Raw genomic sequence first — 22,175 nt, 5'->3', positions numbered from 1 at the left:
GATACCCGCAACACGCGCCCATGGATCAGCTGACCGCCCTGCGCGCCCTGCGCCGCGTCGTGGAACTGGGCAGTTTCACGGCCGCCGGCAACGCGCTGGGCATCTCCCACTCCATCGTCTCGCGCCAGGTGCGCCAGCTGGAAAGCCAGCTGGGCGCCCAATTACTCAACCGCACCACGCGCCGCTTCGCCCTGACGGCCGCCGGCCAGGAATATTACCTGGCCAGCCGCGACATCCTCGACGCCCTTGACGCGGCCGACCGCGCCGTCGCCATGCACCAGGCGCAGCCGTCCGGCAGCCTGCGCATCAATGCGCCGATGGCCTTCGGCACCCTGGAACTGGCCGCCTGGCTGCCCGAATTTACGCGCCAATATCCGCATATCCACATCGACCTGGTCTGCAATGACCGCATCGTCGACCTGATCGACGATGGCTTCGACGTGGCGCTGCGCCTGGCGCGCGGCTTGCCCGACTCCACCCTGGTGGCGCGCCAGCTGGCCAGCAGCCGCACGGTGGCCGTCGCCTCGCCCGCCTACCTGGACCGCCATGGCCATCCGGCCACGCCGCAAGAGCTGGCGCAGCACAATTGCCTGATGTACAGCTCCGGCGACAAGCCGGCGGAGTGGTCGTTCACGGATAGCGACGGCGCCGCGCACAAGGTGGCCGTGCGCGGCAGCCTGCAAGCCAATACCAGCATCGCCCTGCGCGAAGCGGCCGTGGGCGGCATGGGGATTGCCGGCGCGGCCGCCTTCATCGTGCGCGACGCGCTGCGCAGCGGCCAGCTGGTGGAAGTCTTGCCCGACTACACCTTGCGCCCACGCACCTTGTACGCGCTGTATCCGCACAGCCGCCAGCTGTCGCCCAAGGTCAGGGTCTTCGTCGATTTTGCCGTGCAACACTATCGGGATCGCCGCTGGGATTGATCACGGCTGCTGCAGCGCCTTGCGCACGGCGCGGAACTGCTGCGTCAAGCCGCCATAGCCCCAGGCCGATTGGCGCGCGTCATGCACGTGGATGTAGCTGACGTCGTGCAAGTCGCCGAGATACTCCCGCATGGCAGCGAACACGGCGGCGATATACGCCGCTTTTTCCGCCGCCGTATTCGTTTCATCGCTGATCAGGATATCGAGGAAAAAACTGCTCTTGCCTTGCGCTTGCAGCGAGGGGCCGCCGACAAACCAGTGCGCCGCATCAAGATGGCTGATGGCCACCGACGTCAGTTCGGGCGCCTTGTGCAGCAGGCGCGCCGTCAGGCCGCTCAGGGTGGCGGCGATGGCGGCCGACTGGCGCGCATCGGGTGGCGTGGATAAACGCAGGTTCAGAATGGGCATGGGATGCTCCGCAAGTGGATGAAGCCCCATTCTAGGCAGGCGAGCCGGGAAATGGCAGCCTGCGCCAGGCACAGGATCTGTGCATATTCCACACAGGGCTTGCCGCGGCAAGCCCTTCTTGCATCCAGCGCCCTTGCCTAGCGGCGCTGCACCTTCATCAAACGTCCTCCCACGGACGACGACAGGCTGACCTCGAAACGTCCGCCGGCCGGCAAGGCGCTCACATCGACGCTGGCGTTACCACCGGTCAAGCCGCTGGCGACCACCGTCTTGCGGCCATCGGCTGCCACGTGCAGCACGGCTGCATACGGCTCCGCCTGGGCATCCCAGACCAGCGCCAGCTTGCCAGCGCTTTGCGTTACCTCAAAGCTGCCATCGTTGGCGGCCTTGCTGCGGCGCGCCGAACGTTCCAGCCGGGTCAATGGCTTACCATTTGACAATACTTCCACGTCGCTGATATCGCCCGGGTTGGCGAAACTGACGCGGAAGTGGCGCATGGCGCTGCCGCCGTGGTCGGCCACGGTTACCGCATCGAAAGGCCAGTCGATCGTCGTTCCCGATGCCGTCAGAACCCGCAGGGTGTACGCCTGGCCGCTGCCGCTGGCCGCTGCGCCCACACGCGTGGACGAGGCAACGGCTGGACGCAAGGTTACGCCGGCCGGCGTGATGCTGCCGGAAATGGTCAGGTAGCCATTTTCTGCCACGGCCATGCTGGCCGCCAGCACATTGCTGCCCGTCATTTGCGTGCTGCGTTTTTCCAGGAATTGCTGCACCCGCGCATAGCTGTAGTCGGAGAACCAGGCACCGCTGCAATAGCTCATCACGTCCTTCATCGGCGTGCCGCCATAGACGGCCTTGCTCAGCTGGCCGATGCTACCCGCATAGTCGCTGTTGTACAGCGGTTGCGGGCCCAGATTGCCATCCGTATACGGGTAGTCGGTCACCGCACCAGCCGGGCTGCCGCAGGGAACGTGCTGCAGCGAGTGATTGTGGCCCAGTTCATGCACGAGCGTGGTCAGCCATTCAGGCCAGCCATTGCCGAAGGGATCGAACGCCGCGACATTGATGGCACGGGCGTCCAGGCCGATGGCCGAGGTGCTGTCGCTGCCGCTGCTGCGGCCGTTGATGTAGGCCAGGCCGGCGGCACGGGTGACGGACATTTTCGGTACGAAACCATAATAATAGGCGCCGCTGTCTTCCTGCACCCGCCGGTCCTCCAACGTCCCCAGGGCGTTGCTCCACCAGCTATCGGCCGTGCTGCTGCCAGGCATGCTCAGTGCAGCGCGCGTGGTGATGCTGATGTTTTCCGTCGCATACGGATACACGCGCAGCAGCGCGGCGCGGATATCCCTGGCGTCAGGCACTTGTGCCACGCCATCATCGGTGCTCAAGGGTACGAGTACCAGGCGGATGCGCGCTGCGCTGGACACGGCCGGCGCCGCTTCCTGGCTCACTTGCACGCCATCATTGCCCACGGCCGTCACGCGCACGCGCACGCCGGGCAAGATCCAGCCTGCAGGCAGGACGGCACTGAAATTGCCATTGAAACTGTCATCGCTTTTCGCCATCGGCAAGACCAGGGGACCGCTCATGCTGATGCTGCCCAGGTTGCTGCCATTGGCGGCGGTTGCAATCAAGGTCACGGCGGGGCTGGCCTGGCCCGCTTGCGCGGCCAGCACGGACACGCGCACGGCGGCCTGCTTGCCGCGCGTCAGGCGCAAAGCCGCATTGCTGGCGTTCAGGTTCAGTACCTGCGCGAAATCAATGCTGCCCAAGGTAAAGGCCGACACCGTGCCCGCATTGACGGCGATGCGCGACGCGGCCGACAGCATCACGTTACCCGTTGCCGAGCCTGGTGCAGACAACAGCAGCTGACTGGCACTGGCGCTGACGATGACGGCCGGCGTAGTGCCCACCGAAGCCGAGCTGACCTGGTCGAGATTGCTGCCCTGCAGCGTCACCGACAAGGTCCCGTTGTTGACGGCCGACGTGATCGACGTCACGGCCACGCTCGCCAAAACCTTGTATGCATCGCTGCTGATGGCATCGTTGTAAGGACCGCGCACCGTCAGCGCCCCCGTTGCCGCGCCCAAGGGCACCACCACGGTCACGCTGCCGGCCGTCTGGCTTTGCGGCGTCGCCGCCGCGCCATTGCCAAACTGCACCGCCGTCACGGCTCCCATGCCGCCGCCCGCGATCGTCACGCTGGAACCGACGCCGCCCGTCGCTGGCGCGATGCTGCCCACGCTCAACGGCAGGTACACATTGACGTTATAGCTGGTGGTGGCCGTGCCGCTGGCGCTGACCAGGCTCAAGGCGCCCGATACGGGCGCGCCCGGCATGGCCAGGGTCACGCTGGTGTCGCTGGCGGCGCTGCTGGCAAGCGTCACGCCGCCCACCTGGAAGGCCGTCACGCGGCTCAAATTCGTGCCCTTGACCACCAGGCTGCCACCCACGGCGACATTCGCCGCCGAGACGGCCGTCACGGCAGGAATCACGACGGGATTGCCCGAGGTGGTCGTCACCGCCGTGTCGCCACCACCGCCACCGCCGCCGCAAGCGGACAGGCCCAGCATGACAAACAATGCAACAAGCAAATGGTTTTTCATGGCTGGCACCCATGCTGATGCAGCGCGATGCAGGGGAGGCGGCGAGAGAAATGTGACATATGGGTGACTTTTGGTGAGAATTTACTTTCGAGGAACTAATATTATCGGTTAATTGGATTCCTAAAGACAACTAATGCTGCTGTTGATTCAATTAATTTTGACCATGATTGAAATATCTCCCTGGCACACTTTATGTAGAACCCTCTTCCTTTCGCCCTGCATTGGCTGAAAAATTGACATTTTGAGCAAGATTTTCAGGGATGTCATTTTCAGAAACAGGCCAGGCGCAAGGCAATGTGTTGCAAGAAAGCTTGCCGTGCGGTGAACGGCCGCTTTTGCTTAAAACCAAAGCAGCCTGATGCCGTATAATTTTAGACCCGGTGATTCAGGCGATTGCCACCTTCTGCCTGCCCTACCCGGCCGGCACTCTCCGTCAGCGGATCCTGCTGGCCCGCAACCGCCCCGTACCTGTCTTGTCGCCGCGCCGCCGCCCGTTTGCCTATTGAAAGCATGAAATGAACGATACCGTGATCCCCGCCATGTCCCCGACCGAAGCCACCTTGCGCGCCATTCTGGCGCAGCGGATCATGATCCTCGACGGCGCCATGGGCACGATCATCCAGCAATACAAGCTCGACGAAGAAGCGTACCGTGGCGGCCCCGCCGGCCGCTTCATCGACTTCGCCGCGCCGGCCGACAGCGGCGCGCGCGAACTGTTCGTGAAGGGCAACAATGAGCTGCTCACGCTCACCCAGCCGCACATCATCCAGGAAATCCATGAGCGCTACCTGGCGGCAGGCGCCGACCTGATCGAAACGAATACCTTCGGCGCCACGACCATCGCGCAAGACGATTACCACATGGCCCACCTGGCCTATGAAATGAACGTGCAGGCGGCAAAACTGGCGCGCGCCGCCTGCGACAAATATTCCACGCCGGACAAGCCGCGCTTCGTCGCCGGGGCCCTGGGCCCCACGCCGAAGACAGCCTCGATCTCGCCCGACGTCAACGACCCGGCCGCGCGCAACGTCAGTTTCGACCAGCTGGTGGCCGCCTACCTGCAGCAGACGCAGGGCCTGGTGGAAGGCGGCGCCGACGTGCTGCTGGTGGAAACCATTTTCGATACCTTGAACTGCAAGGCGGCCCTGTTCGCCATCGACCTGTTCTACGAGCAAAATCCGACCGTCGTGCGCCTGCCCTTGATGATTTCCGGCACCGTTACGGACGCGTCGGGACGCATCTTGTCGGGCCAGACCGTGCCCGCCTTCTGGAATTCCGTGCGCCACGCGAAACCGCTGACCATCGGCCTGAACTGCGCGCTGGGCGCCGCCCTGATGCGTCCGTACGCGGAAGAGCTGGCCAAGATCGCCGACACTTTTGTGTGCATCTACCCAAACGCTGGCTTGCCCAACCCCATGAGCGACACGGGCTTTGACGAGTTGCCGGCCGACACGTCCGCCCTGCTGCGCGAATTTGCCGACGCAGGCTTTTTGAACATGGCGGGCGGCTGCTGCGGCACCACGCCCGAGCACATCGCCGCCATCGGCGAGTTGCTGTCGAAAAACACCCCGCGCAGCGTGCCCGCCCCATCGCACGACTTGCGCCTGGCGGGCCTGGAGCCGTTCGTCGTCAATGACGAATCGTTGTTCGTCAACGTGGGCGAGCGCACCAACGTCACGGGCTCGAAAGCGTTCGCGCGCATGATCCTCAACGAGCAATACGACGAAGCATTGTCAGTGGCGCGCCAGCAAGTGGAAAACGGCGCGCAAGTGATCGACATCAACATGGATGAAGCGATGCTCGATTCGCTGGCCGCCATGACGCGCTTTTTGAACCTGATCGCGTCCGAACCCGATATTTCGCGCGTGCCCATCATGGTCGACTCGTCGAAATGGTCGGTCATCGAAGCGGGCCTCAAATGCGTGCAGGGCAAGGCCATCGTCAACTCGATTTCCATGAAGGAAGGCGAGGAAGAATTCCTGCGCCAGGCGAAACTGTGCCGCCGCTATGGCGCGGCCGTCATCGTCATGGCTTTCGATGAGAAGGGCCAGGCCGACACCTTCGAGCGCAAGATCGAGATTTGCGCGCGCGCGTATCACTTGCTGATCGATGCGCTGGACTTCCCGCCGGAAGACATCATTTTCGACCCGAACATCTTTGCCGTCGCCACCGGCATCGAAGAGCACAATAATTACGCCGTCGACTTCATCAACGCCACGCGCTGGATCAAGGAAAACTTGCCGTACGCGAAGATCTCGGGCGGCGTGTCGAACGTGTCGTTCAGTTTCCGCGGCAACGATCCCGCCCGCGAAGCCATCCATACCGTCTTCCTGTACCACGCCATCAAGGCCGGCATGACCATGGGCATCGTCAACGCCGGCATGGTGGGCGTGTACGACAACCTCGACCCGGAATTGCGCGAGCGCGTGGAAGACGTGGTGCTGAACCGCCGCGAAGACTCCACCGAGCGCATGATCGAATTTGCCGGCACCCTGAAGGCGGGCGGCAAGGCCGAGGCGCAAACCCTGGCCTGGCGCGAAGGCACGGTGCAGGCGCGCCTGTCGCACGCGCTGGTGCACGGCATCACGCAATTCATCGTCGAAGACACGGAAGAAGCGCGCCAGGAACTGCTGCACAATGGCGGGCGCCCGATCCACGTGATCGAGGGACCGCTGATGGCGGGCATGGACGTGGTCGGCGACCTGTTTGGCCAAGGCAAAATGTTCCTGCCGCAAGTGGTGAAATCGGCGCGGGTGATGAAACAGGCGGTGGCCCATCTGATCCCGTTCATCGAGGAAGAAAAGCTGCTGGAAGAAAAGCGCACGGGCATCGTCGCCAAGCCGAAGGGCAAGATCATCATGGCGACCGTGAAAGGCGACGTGCATGACATCGGCAAGAACATCGTCACCGTCGTTCTGCAATGCAATAACTTCGAAGTGGTGAACATGGGCGTGATGGTGCCGTGCTCGGAAATCCTGGCGCGCGCCAAGGTGGAAAACGCGGACATCATCGGCCTGTCCGGCCTGATCACGCCGTCGCTGGAAGAAATGGCGTATGTCGCCAAGGAAATGCAGCGCGACGAACACTTCCGCATGCTGAAAATTCCCCTGCTGATCGGCGGCGCCACCACCAGCCGCGCCCACACTGCCGTGAAAATCGCGCACAACTACGAAGGCCCCGTGATCTACGTGCCGGACGCCTCGCGTTCCGTGTCCGTGGCGCAATCGCTGTTGACGCCGGAGCAGCGCGACAAGTACGTGGAAGACATCGAACTCGACTATGCGCGCATCCGCGAACAGCACGCCAACAAGAAGGCGCTGCCCATCCTGCCGCTGGCGCAGGCGCGCGCCAACAAGATGGTCGTGCCCTTCGACGGCGCCTGCACGCCCGTGAAACCGAAGTTCATCGGCCGGCGCGTGTTTAAAAATGTCGACCTGGCCGCCCTGGCCAACTACATCGACTGGGGCCCGTTCTTCCAGACCTGGGACCTGGCCGGCCCCTTCCCCGCCATTTTGACGGATGAAGTGGTGGGCGACGCGGCCACCAAGGTGTACGCGGAAGGCCAGGCCTTGCTGAAAAAACTCATCGACGGACGCTGGCTGACGGCCAATGGCGTCGTGTCCTTGCTGCCGGCCAACAGCGTCAATGACGACGATATCGAGGTGTACACGGACGATACGCGCAGTACCGTGGCGTTCACCTACTACGGCATGCGCCAGCAGGGCGTCAAACCCGTGGTCGACGGCGTGCAGCGTCCGAACCAGTGCCTGGCCGATTTCATTGCGCCGAAGGCATCGGGCGTGAAGGATTACATCGGCATGTTCGCCGTCACGTCCGGCCTGGGCATCGAAAAGTATGAAAAACGCTTCGAGGATGCGCACGACGATTACTCGTCCATCATGCTCAAATCGCTGGCCGACCGCCTGGCCGAGGCGTTTGCCGAATACCTGCATGAGCGCGTGCGCAAGGATTTGTGGGGCTATGTGCCGGACGAGCACTTGAGCAACGACGACATGATCGGCGAAAAATACGTTGGCATCCGCCCCGCGCCCGGCTACCCTGCCTGCCCCGAGCACACGGTCAAGAAACAGATGTTCGAGGTCATGCAGGCCGAGGAAATCGGCATGATGTTGACGGAATCGTATGCCATGTTCCCCGGCGCGGCCGTCTCCGGCTTCTATTTTGCCCACCCGGAGTCGAAATACTTCGTCGTCGGCAAGATCGGCATGGACCAGGTGGAAGACATGGCCAAGCGGCGTGGCGCCAGCATCGAAGACGTGGAACGCTGGCTGTCGCCGAACCTGTCATAAGCGGTAGCAAGGCGCGCGGAACTTTTCGCGCGCCCAAGCGCACTAACGCAGTATGCCGGTCGGCATGCTGCATGCCTGCTCCGGCCCGTTCCTAACTGGCGAAGGAGGATATATGGCAAGCAATTTCAAACTGAAACGCTGGCAAGATCAAGTGATCCTGTTGCTGGGCCTGTGGCTGCTCGTTTCGCCCTGGGCCTTTTCCTATCCCGAAGGCTCGCCGCAGATGCTCAATGCCTTTATCTCGGGTCTGGTGATCGCCGTGCTGGCCGCCTTCGATCTGTACAAGACGTATTTCTGGGCCGTCGTCGTCAATCTGCTGGTGGGCGTCTGGGTCGCCGTCTCGCCATGGGTGCTGCGCATCGCCGAACAGCGCGTCGTCCTGTGGAACGAGTTGATTGTCGGCATCGCCGTCGTCGTGCTGGCCCTGTGGGAATTGCGCACCGACCCCGAGCTGCACAAGCACTGGCCCGGCGCGGCAGCGTAGCGGCGTAAGAAAGCCCTGTCACGGCGGCGCCGTGCAGGGCTTTTGAAGAACGCGCCAACAATGTTGTCGGATTACGGCCCGTTGGGCCTAATCCGACCTACAGCGCGTAGCGGACGACGTTATCGCTCCATTCGTAGGCCGCCATTTCCAGCTCCACCAGCTCGTCCGGCGACATGGCCAGGTCGCGCAAGGTGGGCACGATCTCGCCTTCCATGTCTTCGATGCGCTCGATGCATTCGGCCAGGCGCAGCAGGTCGCCGTAGAAGCCTTCGCGCGACAGCAGCGCTTCGGCCACTTCGTCGATCACTTCGATCTGGCTGAGGATTTCCGACATCGGCACGCCGAACAAGGTATCCATCAAGGACATGATGCCGACCGTAAAGGCGATGTCGGCCGAATGGGCCTGGTTCGGGCGCAGTTTATGGGCGAACAATTCGAGCAAACGGCCGCGCGTGGTGGCCAGCATCAGCAGCGGCGTCATGCTATGGCCGCGCTTGCTTGGCTCCGCATACAGCATGATCTGCAGCCAGCGCTGCAGCTGGCGGCGGCCCAGCACGGTCACGGCCTGGCTCAGCGAATCGATGCGCTGGCGCGCGCCCACGGCTGGTGTATTCACCAAACGCAACAGGTTCAAGGCCAGCGACACGTCGCGTTTGATGGCGCGCTCGATATCCATGTTGTCGGCGTCGGAGGTGACCAGGGTCATCAGTTCCATGACGGCCAGTTGCGACGGCGACAGCTTCTTGCCCGTCATGATGGCGGGCTTGGCGAAATAATAACCCTGGAAGTAATCGAAGCCCAGGTCCAGGCCCGACTTGAATTCTTCGCGCGTCTCGACCTTTTCCGCCACCAGTTTCTTGTGTTCCCGCTTGAAACGGGGCGCCAGCGCTGCCAGCACTTTCGGGTCGACCGTGCTCATGTCCATCTTGACGTACTGCACCAGCGGCAACAACTCCTGCACTTGCGCCGTATCGGCCACCACGTTTTCCAGCGCGAAAGTAAAACCATGGCCCACCAGTTCGCTGATGCGCGCGCGCACTTCCGGCGTGACGGGCATCGATTCGACGATTTCCAGCACGACTTTTTCACGCGGCAGGAAAACGAAGATGTCGCTCATGATGACGTCGGCATCGACGTTGACGAAACCGAGCGCGTCGCCGATGACCTTTTCCATCCCCAGCTGGGAAGCGTGGGCGATCACGGACGCCGTGGCGGACAGGTCGCTGGTAATGTTGGCGGGGCCGACTGGAGCGTTGCGGAATAGCAACTCATAGCCGAACAGGGCCTGGTTGCGGTCGAGGATAGGTTGTCGACCCAGATAGAACTCGCGCACGCGCAAGGGTTTCGGGGTGATGTCGTTGCTGGAAATATCGATCATTAAGTCTTCATCAATCAGGTCGAGTGACACCGGCCGCGCGGTGCCCGCATCAAGGTTCACTATTGACAATACTTTAGCTGAATTTCGCCCGCGCTGTGGGTATTTTGGCAGCAATCAAGCGTATTGTCGTCAACAAATTAAGCCGCTGGCGTGTCTTGCACCATCCCGTCGACAAATAATTTCAATTCGCCGGGCGCAAACGCCGTCCACTGCTCATTCGTCGTCAGTGGCTGGGTAACGATCACGGCCACGCGGTCCTGGGGCGTCGTCACCTGGGAAAAGTCCACGCTCAGGTCTTCATCGGAGAGTTTAGCAGTTGGAAACGGATGTTGTCGCACCAGATAGTGCAAGCTGGTCGAGCAATGGGCAAACAGCGCCTCGCCGCTCGACAGCATCATGTTGAACGTGCCGTGGGCCGCAATGCTGGGCAACAATTCCGCCAGCGCGGCATGCAGTTGCGGCAAGGCCGGCGCAGCATCGCCAAAGCGCGCATGCAATTGCTGCAGCAGATAGCAGAAAGCCCGTTCGCTGTCCGTGCAGCCGACGGGGCGGTAACTGCCCGTCAGCACGGGATGAAATTGCTTCAAATCGCCATTGTGGGCAAACACCCAGTAGCGGCCCCACAGTTCGCGCACGAACGGGTGGCAATTTTCCAGCGCCACCTGGCCTTGCGTGGCCTTGCGGATATGTGCGATGACATTGCGCGACTTGATGGGGTAGCGTTTGATCAGTTCGGCCACGGGCGAGGCGATGGCTGCCTGGTGGTCGACGAAATGGCGCACGCCAGCACCCTCGAAAAAGGCGATGCCCCAGCCGTCATGGTGGGTATCGGTATGGCCGCCGCGCATGGCGAAGCCGGTAAAACTAAAGACAATGTCCGTAGGGACATTGCAATTCATTCCGAGAAGTTGGCACATGGTCTGTTTGCAGCGGGATAACACGGCCACCATACCACGCCATCTGGCGGATTGGTATGGCGGCGATGGCCATCCGGTCAGTGCAACAGCACGGGCTGGCTCATGAGGGAATCATAGCTGCCCAAAAATTCATCGATCTCTTCCATGCTGGGTTCGCTGGCGATCAATTCCGTGACGTCGCGGCGGAAGTGTTGCGCCAAGACTCCTGCAATGAAAGTCTCGCGTTTGCCGCCCTTGTCGACGATTTCATAGCCGCCAAAGCGCAAGGCTTCCAGATCGCCATCGACGCCGAATTCCACGACGCTGTATTGTTCGCTGTTATAGATCAGGTTCATTTTGCATCCTTCGCTCAAGCAAGAGAAACTCTTGCGGTTTCAGGACAGAGGTGGGGCTCCCACGCCGCCATTTCAAGCGGCCAGGCCACCCTGCGGGCTACAGAGTTGTAACGAGATGCAAACTGCGACTGCGGTAAGCCGATCAGGATCTACGTTCAGGAAACAGGCAGATCCGGTTCCAGCGCCAGCAAGACATCGTAGGGACTGGCCCTCAGCCAGGTGCGCAATTGTTCAATGTGCGTGGCGTCAGCCAGGCTGATGAACAAGCGCGCGGGAGGATGGCGCAGCAGACGATTCAATGTTACACGCAATACGAGATTGCCGCTGCAGCACAGGCAACCGGGCGCGATGCGCAACAGTTGCAATGGAAATGATGAGGAAGGGGAAACTTGCCCGGCCAGGTCGGCCAGGATGGCGTTGCCGTCAGCCAATCCTTCGAGGATCACGGCGGCCGGCTCGCCAGGCGCCAAGGCTTGCGCGATGGCTGCCTCGCGCTCGGCGGCGCGTCCACCGCTGACCAGGGTCAGCGGCGTCGGACGCCGCACGGCTGCCGTCACAGGTTTTTCTTGGCCAGCTTGCCCGGTTCGACGCCCAGCTGTTTCAGCTTGCGGTACAAATGGGTACGTTCCAGGCCTGTTTTTTCCGCCACGCGGGTCATGCTGCCGCCTTCGCGGCCCAGGTGGTGTTCGAAATACATGCGTTCGAACGCGTCGCGCGCCTCGCGCAGCGGCAAGTCGAACGACAGGTTGTAGCCATGGCCTTCGGCCACTGCCGGTACGGCGATGCCCGGGCGCACCATCAGCTGTTGCGGTGCGCTGCCGCCAAAGCTGGGCACGGGATGGCTGCTTTCCTCGGCCACCACGGGTGCCACGGGACGCGCTGCCACGCTCGGCGCGCGCACGGTTTCCTGTGCCCGCGTCAAGCCTTGCTGGACTGCTTTCAGCAGTTTTTGCAGGGCAATCGGTTTTTCCAGGAAATTCATGGCACCGATGCGCGTCGCCTCGACCGCCGTATCGATGGTAGCGTGGCCCGACATCATGATCACCGGCATGGTCAGCAAGCCGTCGCGCTGCCATTCCTTGAGCAAGGTCACGCCGTCCGTGTCGGGCATCCAGATATCGAGCAATACCAGATCCGGCGCACCGGCGGCACGCGCTTCACGCGCCTGCTGCGCATTTTCAGCCAGCTGGATAGCATGTCCTTCATCGCCCAGAATTTCCGAGAGCAACTCACGGATACCCATTTCATCATCCACTACGAGTATGTTTGCCATTCGTGTCTTGCCTTCCTCATTTCGCCGGCCGTCGCGCACAAGATGCACACGGCGGACAACTATGATTTTATTAGTGTTTTAAATACTAAACCAGACCCTCACGCCAGGAAATCCTGGGCAGGAGTGTCGGGAGCTAACTTTAACAGCAAAATGACCACCGAAGCGCCATTGCCGTCGACCCGGTTCTCGATATCGATGCGGCCGCCATGTTCATCGATAATTTTCTTGACCATCGCCAGGCCCAATCCCGTCCCGCGCGCCTTCGAGGTCACATAGGGTTCGAAGGCACGCGCCAGGATTTTTGGCGCGAAGCCAGGGCCATTGTCGGTGATGGCCAGCCGCACGGCGATATTCACGCCGCCGTCCGCACTGCGATAATGAATTGCTTCCGTCCTTACGTCAATCCGCGGATGCGGCGAGTCCGGCGGCAGGTCGGCCATGGCGTCCTGCGCGTTCTGCAGCAAGTTATGGATCACCTGGCGCAACTGGGTCGGATCGCCCATCACCATCGGCAGATTCGGCGCCAGTTGCGGGTGGATGATGTCGCCATCATCGCCGCGCAGGTACAGGTTCAGGATCTCTTCGATCAGTTCGTTCAGGCGCAAGGGCGTAAGCACGGCCGGCGGCGTGCGCGCATAGTCGCGGAAGTCGTCGACCATGCGCTTCATCGCATCGACCTGCTTGACGATGGTGCTGGTGGCGCGGCTGAGCAAGTCCGCATCGGGCTGCTCCAGCTTGCCTTCGAGCTTCATCTGCAGGCGCTCGGCCGACAGCTGGATCGGCGTGAGCGGATTCTTGATTTCATGCGCCAGGCGGCGCGCCACCTCGCCCCAGGCGATCGAGCGCTGCGCGGAAATCACGTCGGAAATATCATCGAAGACGACGATGTAGCCGCTGCCGGACTCCAGCGGCAAGCGCGAACCGCGCGCCAGCAGGGTGATGTCATGCTCGTCGGCACTGCTGCCCAGGCGGCGCGGAATCTCGATCTGGCGCTGCCAGTGCAGGCGCTGCTGGTTGCGGCCCGACGCCGATTGCGCGCTTTGCGCCGTGAAGGCGCTGATGATGGCGGACCCAAACTCTTCCATTCCAGCAATATGCGCGAGCGGCTGCCCCACCATGCTCATGCCCGAATGCTGCAAGATGCGCTCGACCGACTCGTTGCACGTCACCAGCTTGAAGTCGCCGTCGAGCACCATCACGCCGGCCGACATGTTCGCCAGCACCGATTCCAGGTGGGCCTTGGCGTTTTGCAGCGCGGCGCGGTTGCTTTCCACGGCCGTGCGCGCGTCGAGCAACTGGCGCGTCATGATGTTGAACGACTGCGTCAAGGTGCCCAGTTCATCCTTGGTGGCAACGATGGGGCGCGGCGACAGGTCGCCCTCGGCCACGGCGCGCGTGCCTTCTGCCAGCAGCAGCAGGGGCTGGGCCAGGTTGCCCGCGATCAGGAAAGCGCTGCCGATGGCGCCAAAGATGGCCAGCAGCAAGGTCAAGGTGAGGATTTCCATGTACATCTTGCGCAAGCCCACGCGCGCGACGAAACGTTCCTTGTATTCGCTGTAAGCGGCGCGCAGCACCTCGCCGTTGGTCGCCAGCTTGGGCGGCACCGCCTGCAGCAGTTGCAAATAGCGGGGCGAGACCGAGGGGCCCGGCACGGCCACCAGCACGCGCAAACGCAGGCTGGCCGCCGTTTCCAGCGATGCCGGCGTGCCCGCGCGGAAACCGCCGCCGCCCGACTCCGTGCCATCGTCGTGCAACTCCAGCCCCCCTTCGGCCGAGGCATAGCCGGCCGGCGAGGCGGCCTGCACCAGCATGGCCGGCGTGGGCAAGTCGGCCGCGCTGTGCGGCCCGGCGCTGGCCAGCAGCACGCCGTCGCCGCTGACAACCATGACATTTTGCATGCCTTCTTCGCGCAACAGGCTGGTCAGCACGGCCGGACCGACCACCGGGTCGGTCCCCAGTTCCGCGACCGCCTGGTGACCCCTGTGGTCCAGCTCGACCAGGGCCGCATCGAGGCCGGCGCGGCCCAGCTCAATCCCCGATTCCAGCGCCGCTTCGATCTTGACGTTGAACCAGGATTCGATGGAGTGGGACACGAATTGCACAGAAACAAGAAAAATCACCAGGCCCGGTAAGATGCCGACGGCGGCGAACAGCATCACCAAACGTGTCATCAGCTTGGAGCCGAACTTGCCGCTCTTGTAGCGCACGTACAGACGGCCCAGGGAAATGCCCACCAGCGCCAGCAGCGACACGGCCACGGCGGCGTTCAGCCCCAGCAGCCAGGTGTAATAACGGTCGAAAAAGCCGGAATTGTCGGAAGCCGACGCCAGCAGGAACAGCAGGATACTGACAATGCCGCCGCCCACCACCAGCAGATAGCGCAATGCTTGACTCACTACTCCGCCGTATACAAGAAGGTTTTTTTATTCGAAGCCAGGCGCCAGTCGCTGTTATTGAAGGCATTGACCTGTATCGGCTTGGGCAGGTAGTCGCGGTCCATGCCCATGCGCAAGGTGACGTTATACGTCTGCCCCACTTTCAGCGCGCCGCGCGGCGCCACCAGCCAGCGGCTGGGCCGGCGGATCAGGAACAGTGCGTCGTCGAGCGTGGGAAAGCTTTGCTGCAAGCCGCCGCCCGACACATGATACTGGCGCGTGAGCACGTTGTACGACAGCCGGCTGGTCTGGCGCGCCACGATGGCCTTTTCATCGAACCAGTACCAGCGGGGCCGGGTCAGTTCGATTTCTGTCGTGAAAAACAGCGGCACGCCGTGCTGCACGGCATCATCGAGGTCGTGATTGAGATCGAAGGAGTAGGTGGCGGCCAGCTTGTAGCCCTCTTCGCTAGCCTCGATGTAGGCACGGGTGATCTCGACCATGTCGGCGGCTTGCGCGCGCGGCATGGTACATGCCAGCATCAGCAGCAAGGCCAGGAGTCGGAAGAGTCGTGTTGTCACAAGTGTGCCGATGGTGTCCGTAGGAAAAGGTTCGACGAATCGCTCAAGCCGCATTTTTTTGGAATAGCGCATAGAACAAACCGTCATGGTCCTGCTCCGCGCTGCCAGTCGGCAACAGCTGGCCAGGCGCTGTCAATCGGGTCGCATTATTGCGCACCGCAAATGCCGCCGCCTGTGCCTCGGACTCTTGCGGCCACAGTGAACATGTCACGAACAGCAATTTACCATCGGGGCGCAGCATCTGCCACAGGTTGTCCAGAATTTTGGACGAAAGTGTTGCAAGTTGGAACGCGTCGCCCTTGCGGCGCAACCAGCGAATGTCGGGATGGCGACGCACGATGCCCGAGGCCGTGCACGGCACGTCGGCCAGGATGCGGTCGTATTGCTGGCCGTCCCACCACGCGCTCGACTGCGCATCCTGCGCCTTCAGGGTCGCGTCCAGGCCCAGGCGCTCGAGGTTTTCCGCGATGCGCGGCAAGCGCTTGGCGTCCGCATCGATGGCCGTCACGTGCACGTCGGCCAGTTCCAGGATGTGGCACGTCTTGCCGCCCGGCGCCGCGCAGGCATCGAGTACGCGCATGCCGTCTTGCAAGTCCAGCAGCGGTGCGGCCAGTTGCGCACCGGCATCTTGCACGGAGACGACGCCCTGCTCGAAGCCGGGAATCAAGGCCACGCCGATCGGCTTGTCCAGGCGCACGGCGAACGGTCCCACCTGGCGCGCGGCAATGCCCGCATCAGACAGCACGGCCAGATACGCTTCGACCGTGCTCTTGCGGCGATTCACGCGCAAGGTCAACGGCGGCACGGCATTGCCGGCCGTCAAAATGGCTTGCCAGTCGCGCGGATAAGCCAGGCGCAGCGAATCGATCCACCATTGCGGATAATTCCATTGCGCCAACGGTTGCTGCAGGGCCGCTTCCAGCAAGGATTTGCGCTCGCGCAAGAAACGCCGCAGCACGGCATTCACCATGCCCTTGGCGTGCGCCAGGTCAGGGTGCGAAGTGGCCACCGTGACAGCCTGGTCGACCACCGTGAACTCCTCGTACGGCTGCTCGCCCGGCTCGGCCGACATCAAGGACAGCGCGCAGCACAGCAGCGCGGCCAGCATCGGCGGCTCGGGCGCCTTCGACGTCATCAGGCCGACCAGGGTTTCGCTGCGGCCCAGCTGGCGCATGGTACGGTAGGAAATATCCTGGATGGCGCCGCGCGCCTGCGGGCTGGCATTCGATTGCGCAAACACCTTGGCCAGCGCCTGCGGCAGGGCCGTGCCCGTGCGCACTTGCGCCACGGCATTCGCGGCGCCCAGCAGGCAAAACGCCAGCGAGTCGGCGCGCAAATCGGGTTGGAAGCCTGGCTGCAAGACCGGTTTCAGGTCGGGATGGTAGCTCGGACGCAATTTCGGTGCGGCAGGCGCCTGGCCTGGCGCCGGCTTGGTTTTCAATTTCAGCGTGGGGCGCTTGTTCATAGTTATCCGGTGTGGCTGCGCGCGGTGGGCTGCATGGTGGCAAAGCCGCGGCCGCGCGTTATCAATAAAGGGTCGATTGTAGCGTTTGTGGCGCCCTCTGGCCCAAGCGATTGCAGCGATTGCTGTAAATTGCGGCAAAAAACTGCATATATACAAGCAGAATGCACCATGCTGATGTTTTCATGCACCAACATGGGCATGTTGTCCTGATAATATCGTGAAATGCGCCGGCACGGGAAGCTTGCCGGCAAGCGTATTGTTCCCGCCGGCAAACCAGTATAATTGACGCAGTGTGGGCGGCTTGGGTACTTGCCGTCCGTTTTGCTTTTTGATTCATTCTATTCATTCTTAACGCGGTTCCACCGCCATCCTGCTCATGCTCGCCCAACAGAAACAAGAAATCATCGCCCTGTTCCAGGCCGCCCTCGCTCCCGTCCTGGCCGGCACTTCGCTAGCGCCTGCCGTGGTGCTCGAGCGACCACGCGATGCATCGCATGGCGACGTCGCCTGCAACATCGCCATGCAACTGGCCAAGCAGCTGAAACAGAATCCGCGCGAACTGGCGCAAACCATCGTCACGGCCGTGCTGGCCAACCCGGCTGGCAAGGGCCTGATCGAGGCAGTGGAAATCGCCGGTCCCGGCTTCATCAACGTGCGCGTCTCAAACGCCGCCAAGCAGGCCGTGGTGAAAAGCATCTTGAGCGAGGCCGACAGCTATGGCCGCAGCACGGCCGGTGCCGGCAAGCAGGTCATCCTGGAATTCGTCTCGGCCAACCCGACCGGCCCCCTGCACGTGGGCCATGGCCGCCAGGCGGCGCTGGGCGACGCCCTGTCCTCGCTGTTCGACGCGCAAGGCTATCAGGTGACGCGCGAGTTCTACTATAACGACGCGGGCGTGCAGATCCAGACCCTGGCCAATTCCGTGCAGGCGCGCGCGCGCGGCTTCAAGCCGGGCGACGCCGAATGGCCCGAGCCAGCCTACAACGGCGACTACATCGCCGATATCGCCAACGATTTCAAGGCCGGCAAGACCGTGTCGGCCAGCGATGGCTTGCCCGCCACGGCCAACGGCAACATCGACGACATCGATTCGATCCGCCCTTTCGCCGTGACTTACCTGCGCAACGAGCAGGATATCGACTTGCAGGCCTTCGGCGTGAAGTTCGACAATTACTACCTGGAATCGTCGCTGTACGCGGACGGCAAGGTCAACAGCGCCGTGGAAACCTTGGTCAAGGCGGGCCACACCTACGAGCAGGATGGCGCGCTGTGGCTGCGCACCACCGACTTCGGCGACGACAAGGACCGCGTCATGCGCAAGACGGACGGCAGCTACACGTATTTCGTGCCGGACGTGGCGTATCACCTGGTGAAATGGCAGCGCGGCTTCGTGCAGGCCATCAATATCCAGGGCAGCGACCACCACGGCACCATCGCGCGCGTGCGCGCCGGCCTGCAGGCCGTCGACATGGGCATCCCGCAAGGCTACCCCGACTACGTGCTGCACAAGATGGTCACCGTCATGAAGGACGGCGAAGAAGTCAAGATCTCGAAGCGCGCCGGCTCCTACGTGACCGTGCGCGACCTGATCGAATGGTCGGGCGGCGGCGACATCGCCAAGGGCCGCGACGCCGTGCGCTTCTTCCTGATCTCGCGCAAGGCCGACACGGAATTCGTCTTCGACGTCGACGTGGCGCTGAAAACCACCGATGAAAACCCCGTGTATTACGTGCAGTACGCGCATGCGCGCATCTGCCGCATCCTGGAAAACTGGGGCGGCGATGCCAGCACGGTTGCCGGCGTCGATTTGTCTCCTTTGACGGCACCGACCGAAGCGACCCTGCTGGCGACCCTGGCCGCCTACCCGGAAACGCTGGCGCGCGCGCAAGCCGAACTGGGACCGCATCAAGTCGCCTTCTACCTGCGCGACCTGGCCGCCAACCTGCACAGCTTCTACTTCGCCGAAAAAGTGCTGGTCGAGGACGACGCCGTCAAGATGGCCCGCCTGGCCCTCGTCATCGCCGCGCGCCAGGTGCTGCGCAACGGCCTGGCACTGATCGGCGTATCCGCGCCAAACAAAATGTAATCGCGAAGGTCAAACCGTACATGAGTCACGCTTCCCGCTTTTCTTCCGCCCGCCGCCAGCAGGGCAATACCCTGGTCGGCATCATCATCGGCCTGGTCATCGGCCTGGGCATCGCCGTGGTGGTCGCCCTGGTGATCACCAAGGGCGCCTCGCCCTTCACCGACAAGTCGGGCAAGGCCGGCAAGTCGGCCGAACCGACGGCCGGCCAGATCGCCGACCCGAACAAGCCGATGTACGGCAACAAGGAAGCGGCCAAGGAAGCGGCGCGCGACTTCTCCAAGGAGCCGCGCGAGATCGTCACGCCGACGCAGCCGGCTGCCCCTGCACCAGCGCCGGCGCCCACCACCGCGCAGCAGCCGAAGGCACCGCCGCCGGACGCGCTGCAGGAATTGATCGGTACGTTGAAGGACAAGCCGGCGCCGAAAACGCCGGCGGCAGCACCAGCAGCGCCAGCGCCGCAAGCCAAGGCCGACGTGAAAGAAGCCAAAGCCGATGCGGCCAGCGACAAATGGATTTATTATCTGCAGGCCGGCGCCTTCCATGACATGTCGGACGCCGAAAGCACGCGCGGCAAACTGGCGCTGCTGGGCTTCGAAGCGGCCATCAGCGACCGCAGCACTGACGCCGGCGTGCTGCACCGCGTGCGCGTCGGACCGTTCAACCAGCTCGAAGCGATGAACCGCGCGCGCACCAAACTGTCTGAAAACGGCATCGATGTCGCCGTCGTCCGCAACCAGAAATAAGGAACCAGCATGCGTTTTCTGAAGAACATCCTGATCGCCGCCGCCCTGTGCACGGCCGCCATGGGCGCGTCGGCCTCGCCGGCAGACCCGAAAAACGGCGTCGAATACGACACCCTGGCCACGCCGCAGGCGACGGAGTCAGGCAAAAAAATCGAAGTGACAGAATTTTTCGCCTATTACTGCCCGCATTGCAACGTGCTCGAACCGCAACTGGCGGCCTGGGTCAAGAAACAGGGCGACAACATCGTCTTCAAGCGCGTGCACGTGTCGCGCGATGACAGCGTGGCGCCGCAACAGCGCTTGTTCTTCACCCTGCAAGCCATGGGCCTGCTCGACAAGCTGCACACCGGCGTCTTCCACGCCATGCACGTGGAGCGCAACCGCCTGAACACCGACGACGCCGTATTCGACTTCGTCGCCAAACAGGGCGTGGACCGCCAGAAGTTCATCGACACCTACCGCTCGATGGGTATCTCGGCCCGCGTGCGCCGCGCGGACGCCATGATGCAGGGCTATAACGTGACGTTCTGGCCCATGATCGCCATCGATGGCCGCTACATCACCTCGCCTTCGCAAGCCGATCAGGGCAGCAAGTCGGCCAAGAACGAAGAGCAGCTGAACGCCCAGGCGCTCACCGTGATGGACGTGCTGGTCGCGAAAGCCAAAGCGGAAAAGAAATAAGCATGGCCACTTCCCTGGCGCGCCCGGGCATCGCCTGATGCACAGCGTTTTCATCACGGGTGCGTCGAGCGGCCTGGGCGCCGCCCTGGCGCTGCAGTACGCGCGCCAGGGCGCCCATCTGGGCTTGCTGGCGCGCCGCGGCGAGACCCTGCAGCAACTGATCGCTTCCCTGCCCCACCCTGAACGCCACCGCGCCTACGCCGTCGACGTGTGCGACCATGCCGCCCTGAAAAGCGCGGCGCAGGATTTCATCGCCCATGCCGGGCATATCGACGTCGTCATCGCCAGCGCCGGCGTCTCCTACGGCACCTTGAGCGAACACGCGGAAGACCTGGACGCCTTCGCGCGTTTGATGGCCATCAACGTCACGGCCACCGTCGCCACCTTTGCCCCCTTCATCGCCGCCATGAAAAGCCAGGGCAGCGGACGCCTGGTGGGCATCGGCAGCGTGGCCGGCATCCGCGGCCTGCCCGGCGCCGAAGCCTACAGCGCCTCGAAGGCGGCCGTCATCAGCTACTGCGAATCGCTGCGCCTGGAATTGAAACCGGCCGGCATCAAGGTCGTCACCATCACGCCCGGCTACATCGACACGCCGATGACGCGCCACAACGCCTATCGCATGCCCTTTTTAATGCCGGCCGAAAAATTCGCCGTGCGCGCCGCGCGCGCCATCGCCGACGGCGACAGCTACCGCGTGATCCCGTGGCAGATGGGCGTCGTCGCCAAGCTGCTGCGCGCGCTGCCCAATGCAGTCTATGACCGGGCCTTCGCGAACGCGCCGCACAAGGCGCGCAACTGATCCAATTACCATGACGAAGCACTCAGACTTGAACAGCGCGGCCATCGCCGCCCATTGCGCCACGGGCGCCGCCCACGTGGCCATCGAAGTGGTCGACGAAACGGGATCGACCAACGCCGACCTGCTGGCGCGCTGCGCCACTCTGGCCGGCCCCACCCTGCGCATCGCGGGCCAGCAGACGGCCGGGCGCGGGCGCGCCGGACGGCCGTGGGTGTCGCAGGCGGACGCCAGCCTGATGTTCTCGCTGGCCTGGCGCTTCAAGGGACCGCTGCATCAGCTGGTCGGCTTGCCGCTGGCCGTCGGCGTGGCGCTGGCCGAGACCATGACGGCGCTGGGCGTGCCGGTGCAGCTGAAGTGGCCGAACGACCTGCTCAAGGATGGCCATAAACTGGCCGGCATCCTCGTCGAGACGCAGCAGGCAACCGATGGCAATGGCGTGTGGGCCGTGATCGGCTGCGGCATCAATCTGCTGATGCCCGACGCGCTGGAACGGCAGATCGGCCGCAGCGTCTCGGCCGTGCCCTGGCTGGCGCAGATGGAACGCAATACCCTGGTGGCAGCCTTGCTCAGCCGCCTGGCCGGCGTGCTGGCCGAATTCGACGACACGGGTTTTACGCCGTTTGCCGAACGCTGGAACGCACTGCACGCGTGGCAGGGCCAGCACGTGAAAATCCTCGACAACGGCCAGTTGCTGCAGCAAGGCGTGGCGGCTGGCGTGGATCAGCTGGGGCGCCTGCTGCTGCGTACCGATGGCGGCCTGCAGGAAGTCATGTCAGGCGACGTGTCCTTGCGCCTGCTGGGGGAGTAA

At 63.1% G+C, this 22,175-nt stretch carries 18 protein-coding genes; 8 read left to right on the top strand and 10 right to left on the bottom strand.

The genetic code is table 11. The features are described from left to right. The first annotated feature begins 20 nt into the window (after window positions 1–20). Entirely contained in the window at window positions 21–923 is a 903-nt protein-coding gene (locus CLU91_RS20000) for a LysR family transcriptional regulator (protein ID WP_100875528.1), read from the top strand. Here the strand turns inward: CLU91_RS20000 and CLU91_RS19995 are convergent, their stop codons facing one another. Then, window positions 924–1,331 (bottom strand): tautomerase family protein, encoded by a 408-nt coding sequence (locus tag CLU91_RS19995; RefSeq protein ID WP_100875527.1) that lies wholly within the window; start codon window positions 1,329–1,331, stop codon window positions 924–926. A gap of 137 nt (window positions 1,332–1,468) precedes the next feature. Then, entirely contained in the window at window positions 1,469–3,940 is a 2,472-nt protein-coding gene (locus tag CLU91_RS19990) for an IPT/TIG domain-containing protein (protein ID WP_157814743.1), read from the bottom strand. Window positions 3,941–4,455: 515 nt separating this feature from the next. On the opposite strand from CLU91_RS19990, the gene metH reads away from it, so the two are divergent. Both metH and CLU91_RS19980 read left to right on the top strand, forming a co-directional pair. Beyond that, window positions 4,456–8,250 (top strand): methionine synthase, encoded by a 3,795-nt coding sequence (gene metH / locus CLU91_RS19985; RefSeq protein WP_198521369.1) that lies wholly within the window; start codon window positions 4,456–4,458, stop codon window positions 8,248–8,250. Window positions 8,251–8,362: 112 nt separating this feature from the next. Then, on the top strand, window positions 8,363–8,734 hold the full coding sequence (locus tag CLU91_RS19980; protein ID WP_100875525.1) for an SPW repeat protein: 372 nt from the start codon (window positions 8,363–8,365) through the stop codon (window positions 8,732–8,734). Between the two features lie 97 nt (window positions 8,735–8,831). On the opposite strand, the gene CLU91_RS19975 is transcribed toward CLU91_RS19980, so the two are convergent. The 8 genes from CLU91_RS19975 to rsmB form a co-directional block, all read right to left on the bottom strand. After that, window positions 8,832–10,112 (bottom strand): EAL and HDOD domain-containing protein, encoded by a 1,281-nt coding sequence (locus CLU91_RS19975; protein ID WP_100875524.1) that lies wholly within the window; start codon window positions 10,110–10,112, stop codon window positions 8,832–8,834. Between the two features lie 137 nt (window positions 10,113–10,249). Then, on the bottom strand, window positions 10,250–11,029 hold the full coding sequence (locus CLU91_RS19970; RefSeq protein ID WP_100876821.1) for a class II glutamine amidotransferase: 780 nt from the start codon (window positions 11,027–11,029) through the stop codon (window positions 10,250–10,252). Between the two features lie 77 nt (window positions 11,030–11,106). After that, the gene (locus CLU91_RS19965; RefSeq protein ID WP_100875523.1) at window positions 11,107–11,364 is read right to left on the bottom strand and encodes a BTH_I0359 family protein; all 258 of its coding nucleotides are present in this window, start codon (window positions 11,362–11,364) and stop codon (window positions 11,107–11,109) included. 155 nt (window positions 11,365–11,519) lie between these two features. Beyond that, entirely contained in the window at window positions 11,520–11,921 is a 402-nt protein-coding gene (locus tag CLU91_RS19960; protein WP_100875522.1) for a GTPase, read from the bottom strand. After that, on the bottom strand, window positions 11,918–12,637 hold the full coding sequence (locus CLU91_RS19955; protein WP_100875521.1) for a response regulator: 720 nt from the start codon (window positions 12,635–12,637) through the stop codon (window positions 11,918–11,920). The genes CLU91_RS19960 and CLU91_RS19955 overlap by 4 nt, the downstream gene beginning before the upstream one ends. A 98-nt stretch (window positions 12,638–12,735) precedes the next feature. Further along, on the bottom strand, window positions 12,736–15,033 hold the full coding sequence (locus tag CLU91_RS19950) for a sensor histidine kinase (protein WP_100875520.1): 2,298 nt from the start codon (window positions 15,031–15,033) through the stop codon (window positions 12,736–12,738). Next, the gene (locus tag CLU91_RS19945) at window positions 15,033–15,539 is read right to left on the bottom strand and encodes a DUF4390 domain-containing protein (protein ID WP_232730809.1); all 507 of its coding nucleotides are present in this window, start codon (window positions 15,537–15,539) and stop codon (window positions 15,033–15,035) included. The genes CLU91_RS19950 and CLU91_RS19945 overlap by 1 nt, the downstream gene beginning before the upstream one ends. Before the next feature lie 97 nt (window positions 15,540–15,636). Further along, window positions 15,637–17,058 (bottom strand): 16S rRNA (cytosine(967)-C(5))-methyltransferase RsmB, encoded by a 1,422-nt coding sequence (rsmB, locus tag CLU91_RS19940; protein ID WP_100875518.1) that lies wholly within the window; start codon window positions 17,056–17,058, stop codon window positions 15,637–15,639. Between the two features lie 376 nt (window positions 17,059–17,434). Between rsmB and argS the strand changes: the two genes are divergently transcribed. Genes argS through CLU91_RS19915 form a run of 5 tightly spaced genes read left to right on the top strand, consistent with a single transcriptional unit; the run spans window position 17,435 to window position 22,175 of the window. Then, complete coding sequence (gene argS, locus CLU91_RS19935; RefSeq protein WP_100875517.1) at window positions 17,435–19,144, top strand: arginine--tRNA ligase; 1,710 nt, start codon at window positions 17,435–17,437, stop codon at window positions 19,142–19,144. Between the two features lie 20 nt (window positions 19,145–19,164). Next, window positions 19,165–19,887 carry an SPOR domain-containing protein gene (locus tag CLU91_RS19930; RefSeq protein ID WP_100875516.1) on the top strand — a complete coding sequence of 241 codons (723 nt, stop codon included), beginning with the start codon at window positions 19,165–19,167 and terminating at the stop codon, window positions 19,885–19,887. 9 nt (window positions 19,888–19,896) lie between these two features. Then, on the top strand, window positions 19,897–20,568 hold the full coding sequence (locus tag CLU91_RS19925) for a thiol:disulfide interchange protein DsbA/DsbL (RefSeq protein WP_100875515.1): 672 nt from the start codon (window positions 19,897–19,899) through the stop codon (window positions 20,566–20,568). Between the two features lie 37 nt (window positions 20,569–20,605). Further along, complete coding sequence (locus CLU91_RS19920) at window positions 20,606–21,367, top strand: SDR family oxidoreductase (RefSeq protein ID WP_100875514.1); 762 nt, start codon at window positions 20,606–20,608, stop codon at window positions 21,365–21,367. 10 nt (window positions 21,368–21,377) lie between these two features. Beyond that, window positions 21,378–22,175, top strand: a complete 798-nt coding sequence (locus tag CLU91_RS19915; RefSeq protein ID WP_100875513.1) for a biotin--[acetyl-CoA-carboxylase] ligase — start codon at window positions 21,378–21,380, stop codon at window positions 22,173–22,175.

Origin of the sequence: Janthinobacterium sp. 64, assembly GCF_002813325.1 — a bacterium.
GTDB lineage: Bacteria > Pseudomonadota > Gammaproteobacteria > Burkholderiales > Burkholderiaceae_D > Janthinobacterium.
Note: the sequence above shows the minus strand (reverse complement) of the source record. Positions and strands in the feature narration are given on the sequence as shown.

What these genes read in the sequence shown, in the direction of transcription:
- CLU91_RS20000 (WP_100875528.1), top strand. Translation starts at nt 21, where the DNA reads ATGGATCAGCTGACCGCCCTGCGCGCCCTGCGCCGCGTCGTGGAACTG.
- CLU91_RS19915 (WP_100875513.1), top strand. Translation starts at nt 21,378, where the DNA reads ATGACGAAGCACTCAGACTTGAACAGCGCGGCCATCGCCGCCCATTGC.
- CLU91_RS19970 (WP_100876821.1), bottom strand. Translation starts at nt 11,029, where the DNA reads ATGTGCCAACTTCTCGGAATGAATTGCAATGTCCCTACGGACATTGTC.
- CLU91_RS19990 (WP_157814743.1), bottom strand. Translation starts at nt 3,940, where the DNA reads ATGAAAAACCATTTGCTTGTTGCATTGTTTGTCATGCTGGGCCTGTCC.
- argS (WP_100875517.1), top strand. Translation starts at nt 17,435, where the DNA reads ATGCTCGCCCAACAGAAACAAGAAATCATCGCCCTGTTCCAGGCCGCC.
- CLU91_RS19955 (WP_100875521.1), bottom strand. Translation starts at nt 12,637, where the DNA reads ATGGCAAACATACTCGTAGTGGATGATGAAATGGGTATCCGTGAGTTG.
- CLU91_RS19925 (WP_100875515.1), top strand. Translation starts at nt 19,897, where the DNA reads ATGCGTTTTCTGAAGAACATCCTGATCGCCGCCGCCCTGTGCACGGCC.
- CLU91_RS19945 (WP_232730809.1), bottom strand. Translation starts at nt 15,539, where the DNA reads ATGCCGCGCGCGCAAGCCGCCGACATGGTCGAGATCACCCGTGCCTAC.
- CLU91_RS19975 (WP_100875524.1), bottom strand. Translation starts at nt 10,112, where the DNA reads ATGATCGATATTTCCAGCAACGACATCACCCCGAAACCCTTGCGCGTG.
- CLU91_RS19965 (WP_100875523.1), bottom strand. Translation starts at nt 11,364, where the DNA reads ATGAACCTGATCTATAACAGCGAACAATACAGCGTCGTGGAATTCGGC.
- rsmB (WP_100875518.1), bottom strand. Translation starts at nt 17,058, where the DNA reads ATGAACAAGCGCCCCACGCTGAAATTGAAAACCAAGCCGGCGCCAGGC.
- CLU91_RS19995 (WP_100875527.1), bottom strand. Translation starts at nt 1,331, where the DNA reads ATGCCCATTCTGAACCTGCGTTTATCCACGCCACCCGATGCGCGCCAG.
- CLU91_RS19930 (WP_100875516.1), top strand. Translation starts at nt 19,165, where the DNA reads ATGAGTCACGCTTCCCGCTTTTCTTCCGCCCGCCGCCAGCAGGGCAAT.
- metH (WP_198521369.1), top strand. Translation starts at nt 4,456, where the DNA reads ATGAACGATACCGTGATCCCCGCCATGTCCCCGACCGAAGCCACCTTG.
- CLU91_RS19920 (WP_100875514.1), top strand. Translation starts at nt 20,606, where the DNA reads ATGCACAGCGTTTTCATCACGGGTGCGTCGAGCGGCCTGGGCGCCGCC.
- CLU91_RS19980 (WP_100875525.1), top strand. Translation starts at nt 8,363, where the DNA reads ATGGCAAGCAATTTCAAACTGAAACGCTGGCAAGATCAAGTGATCCTG.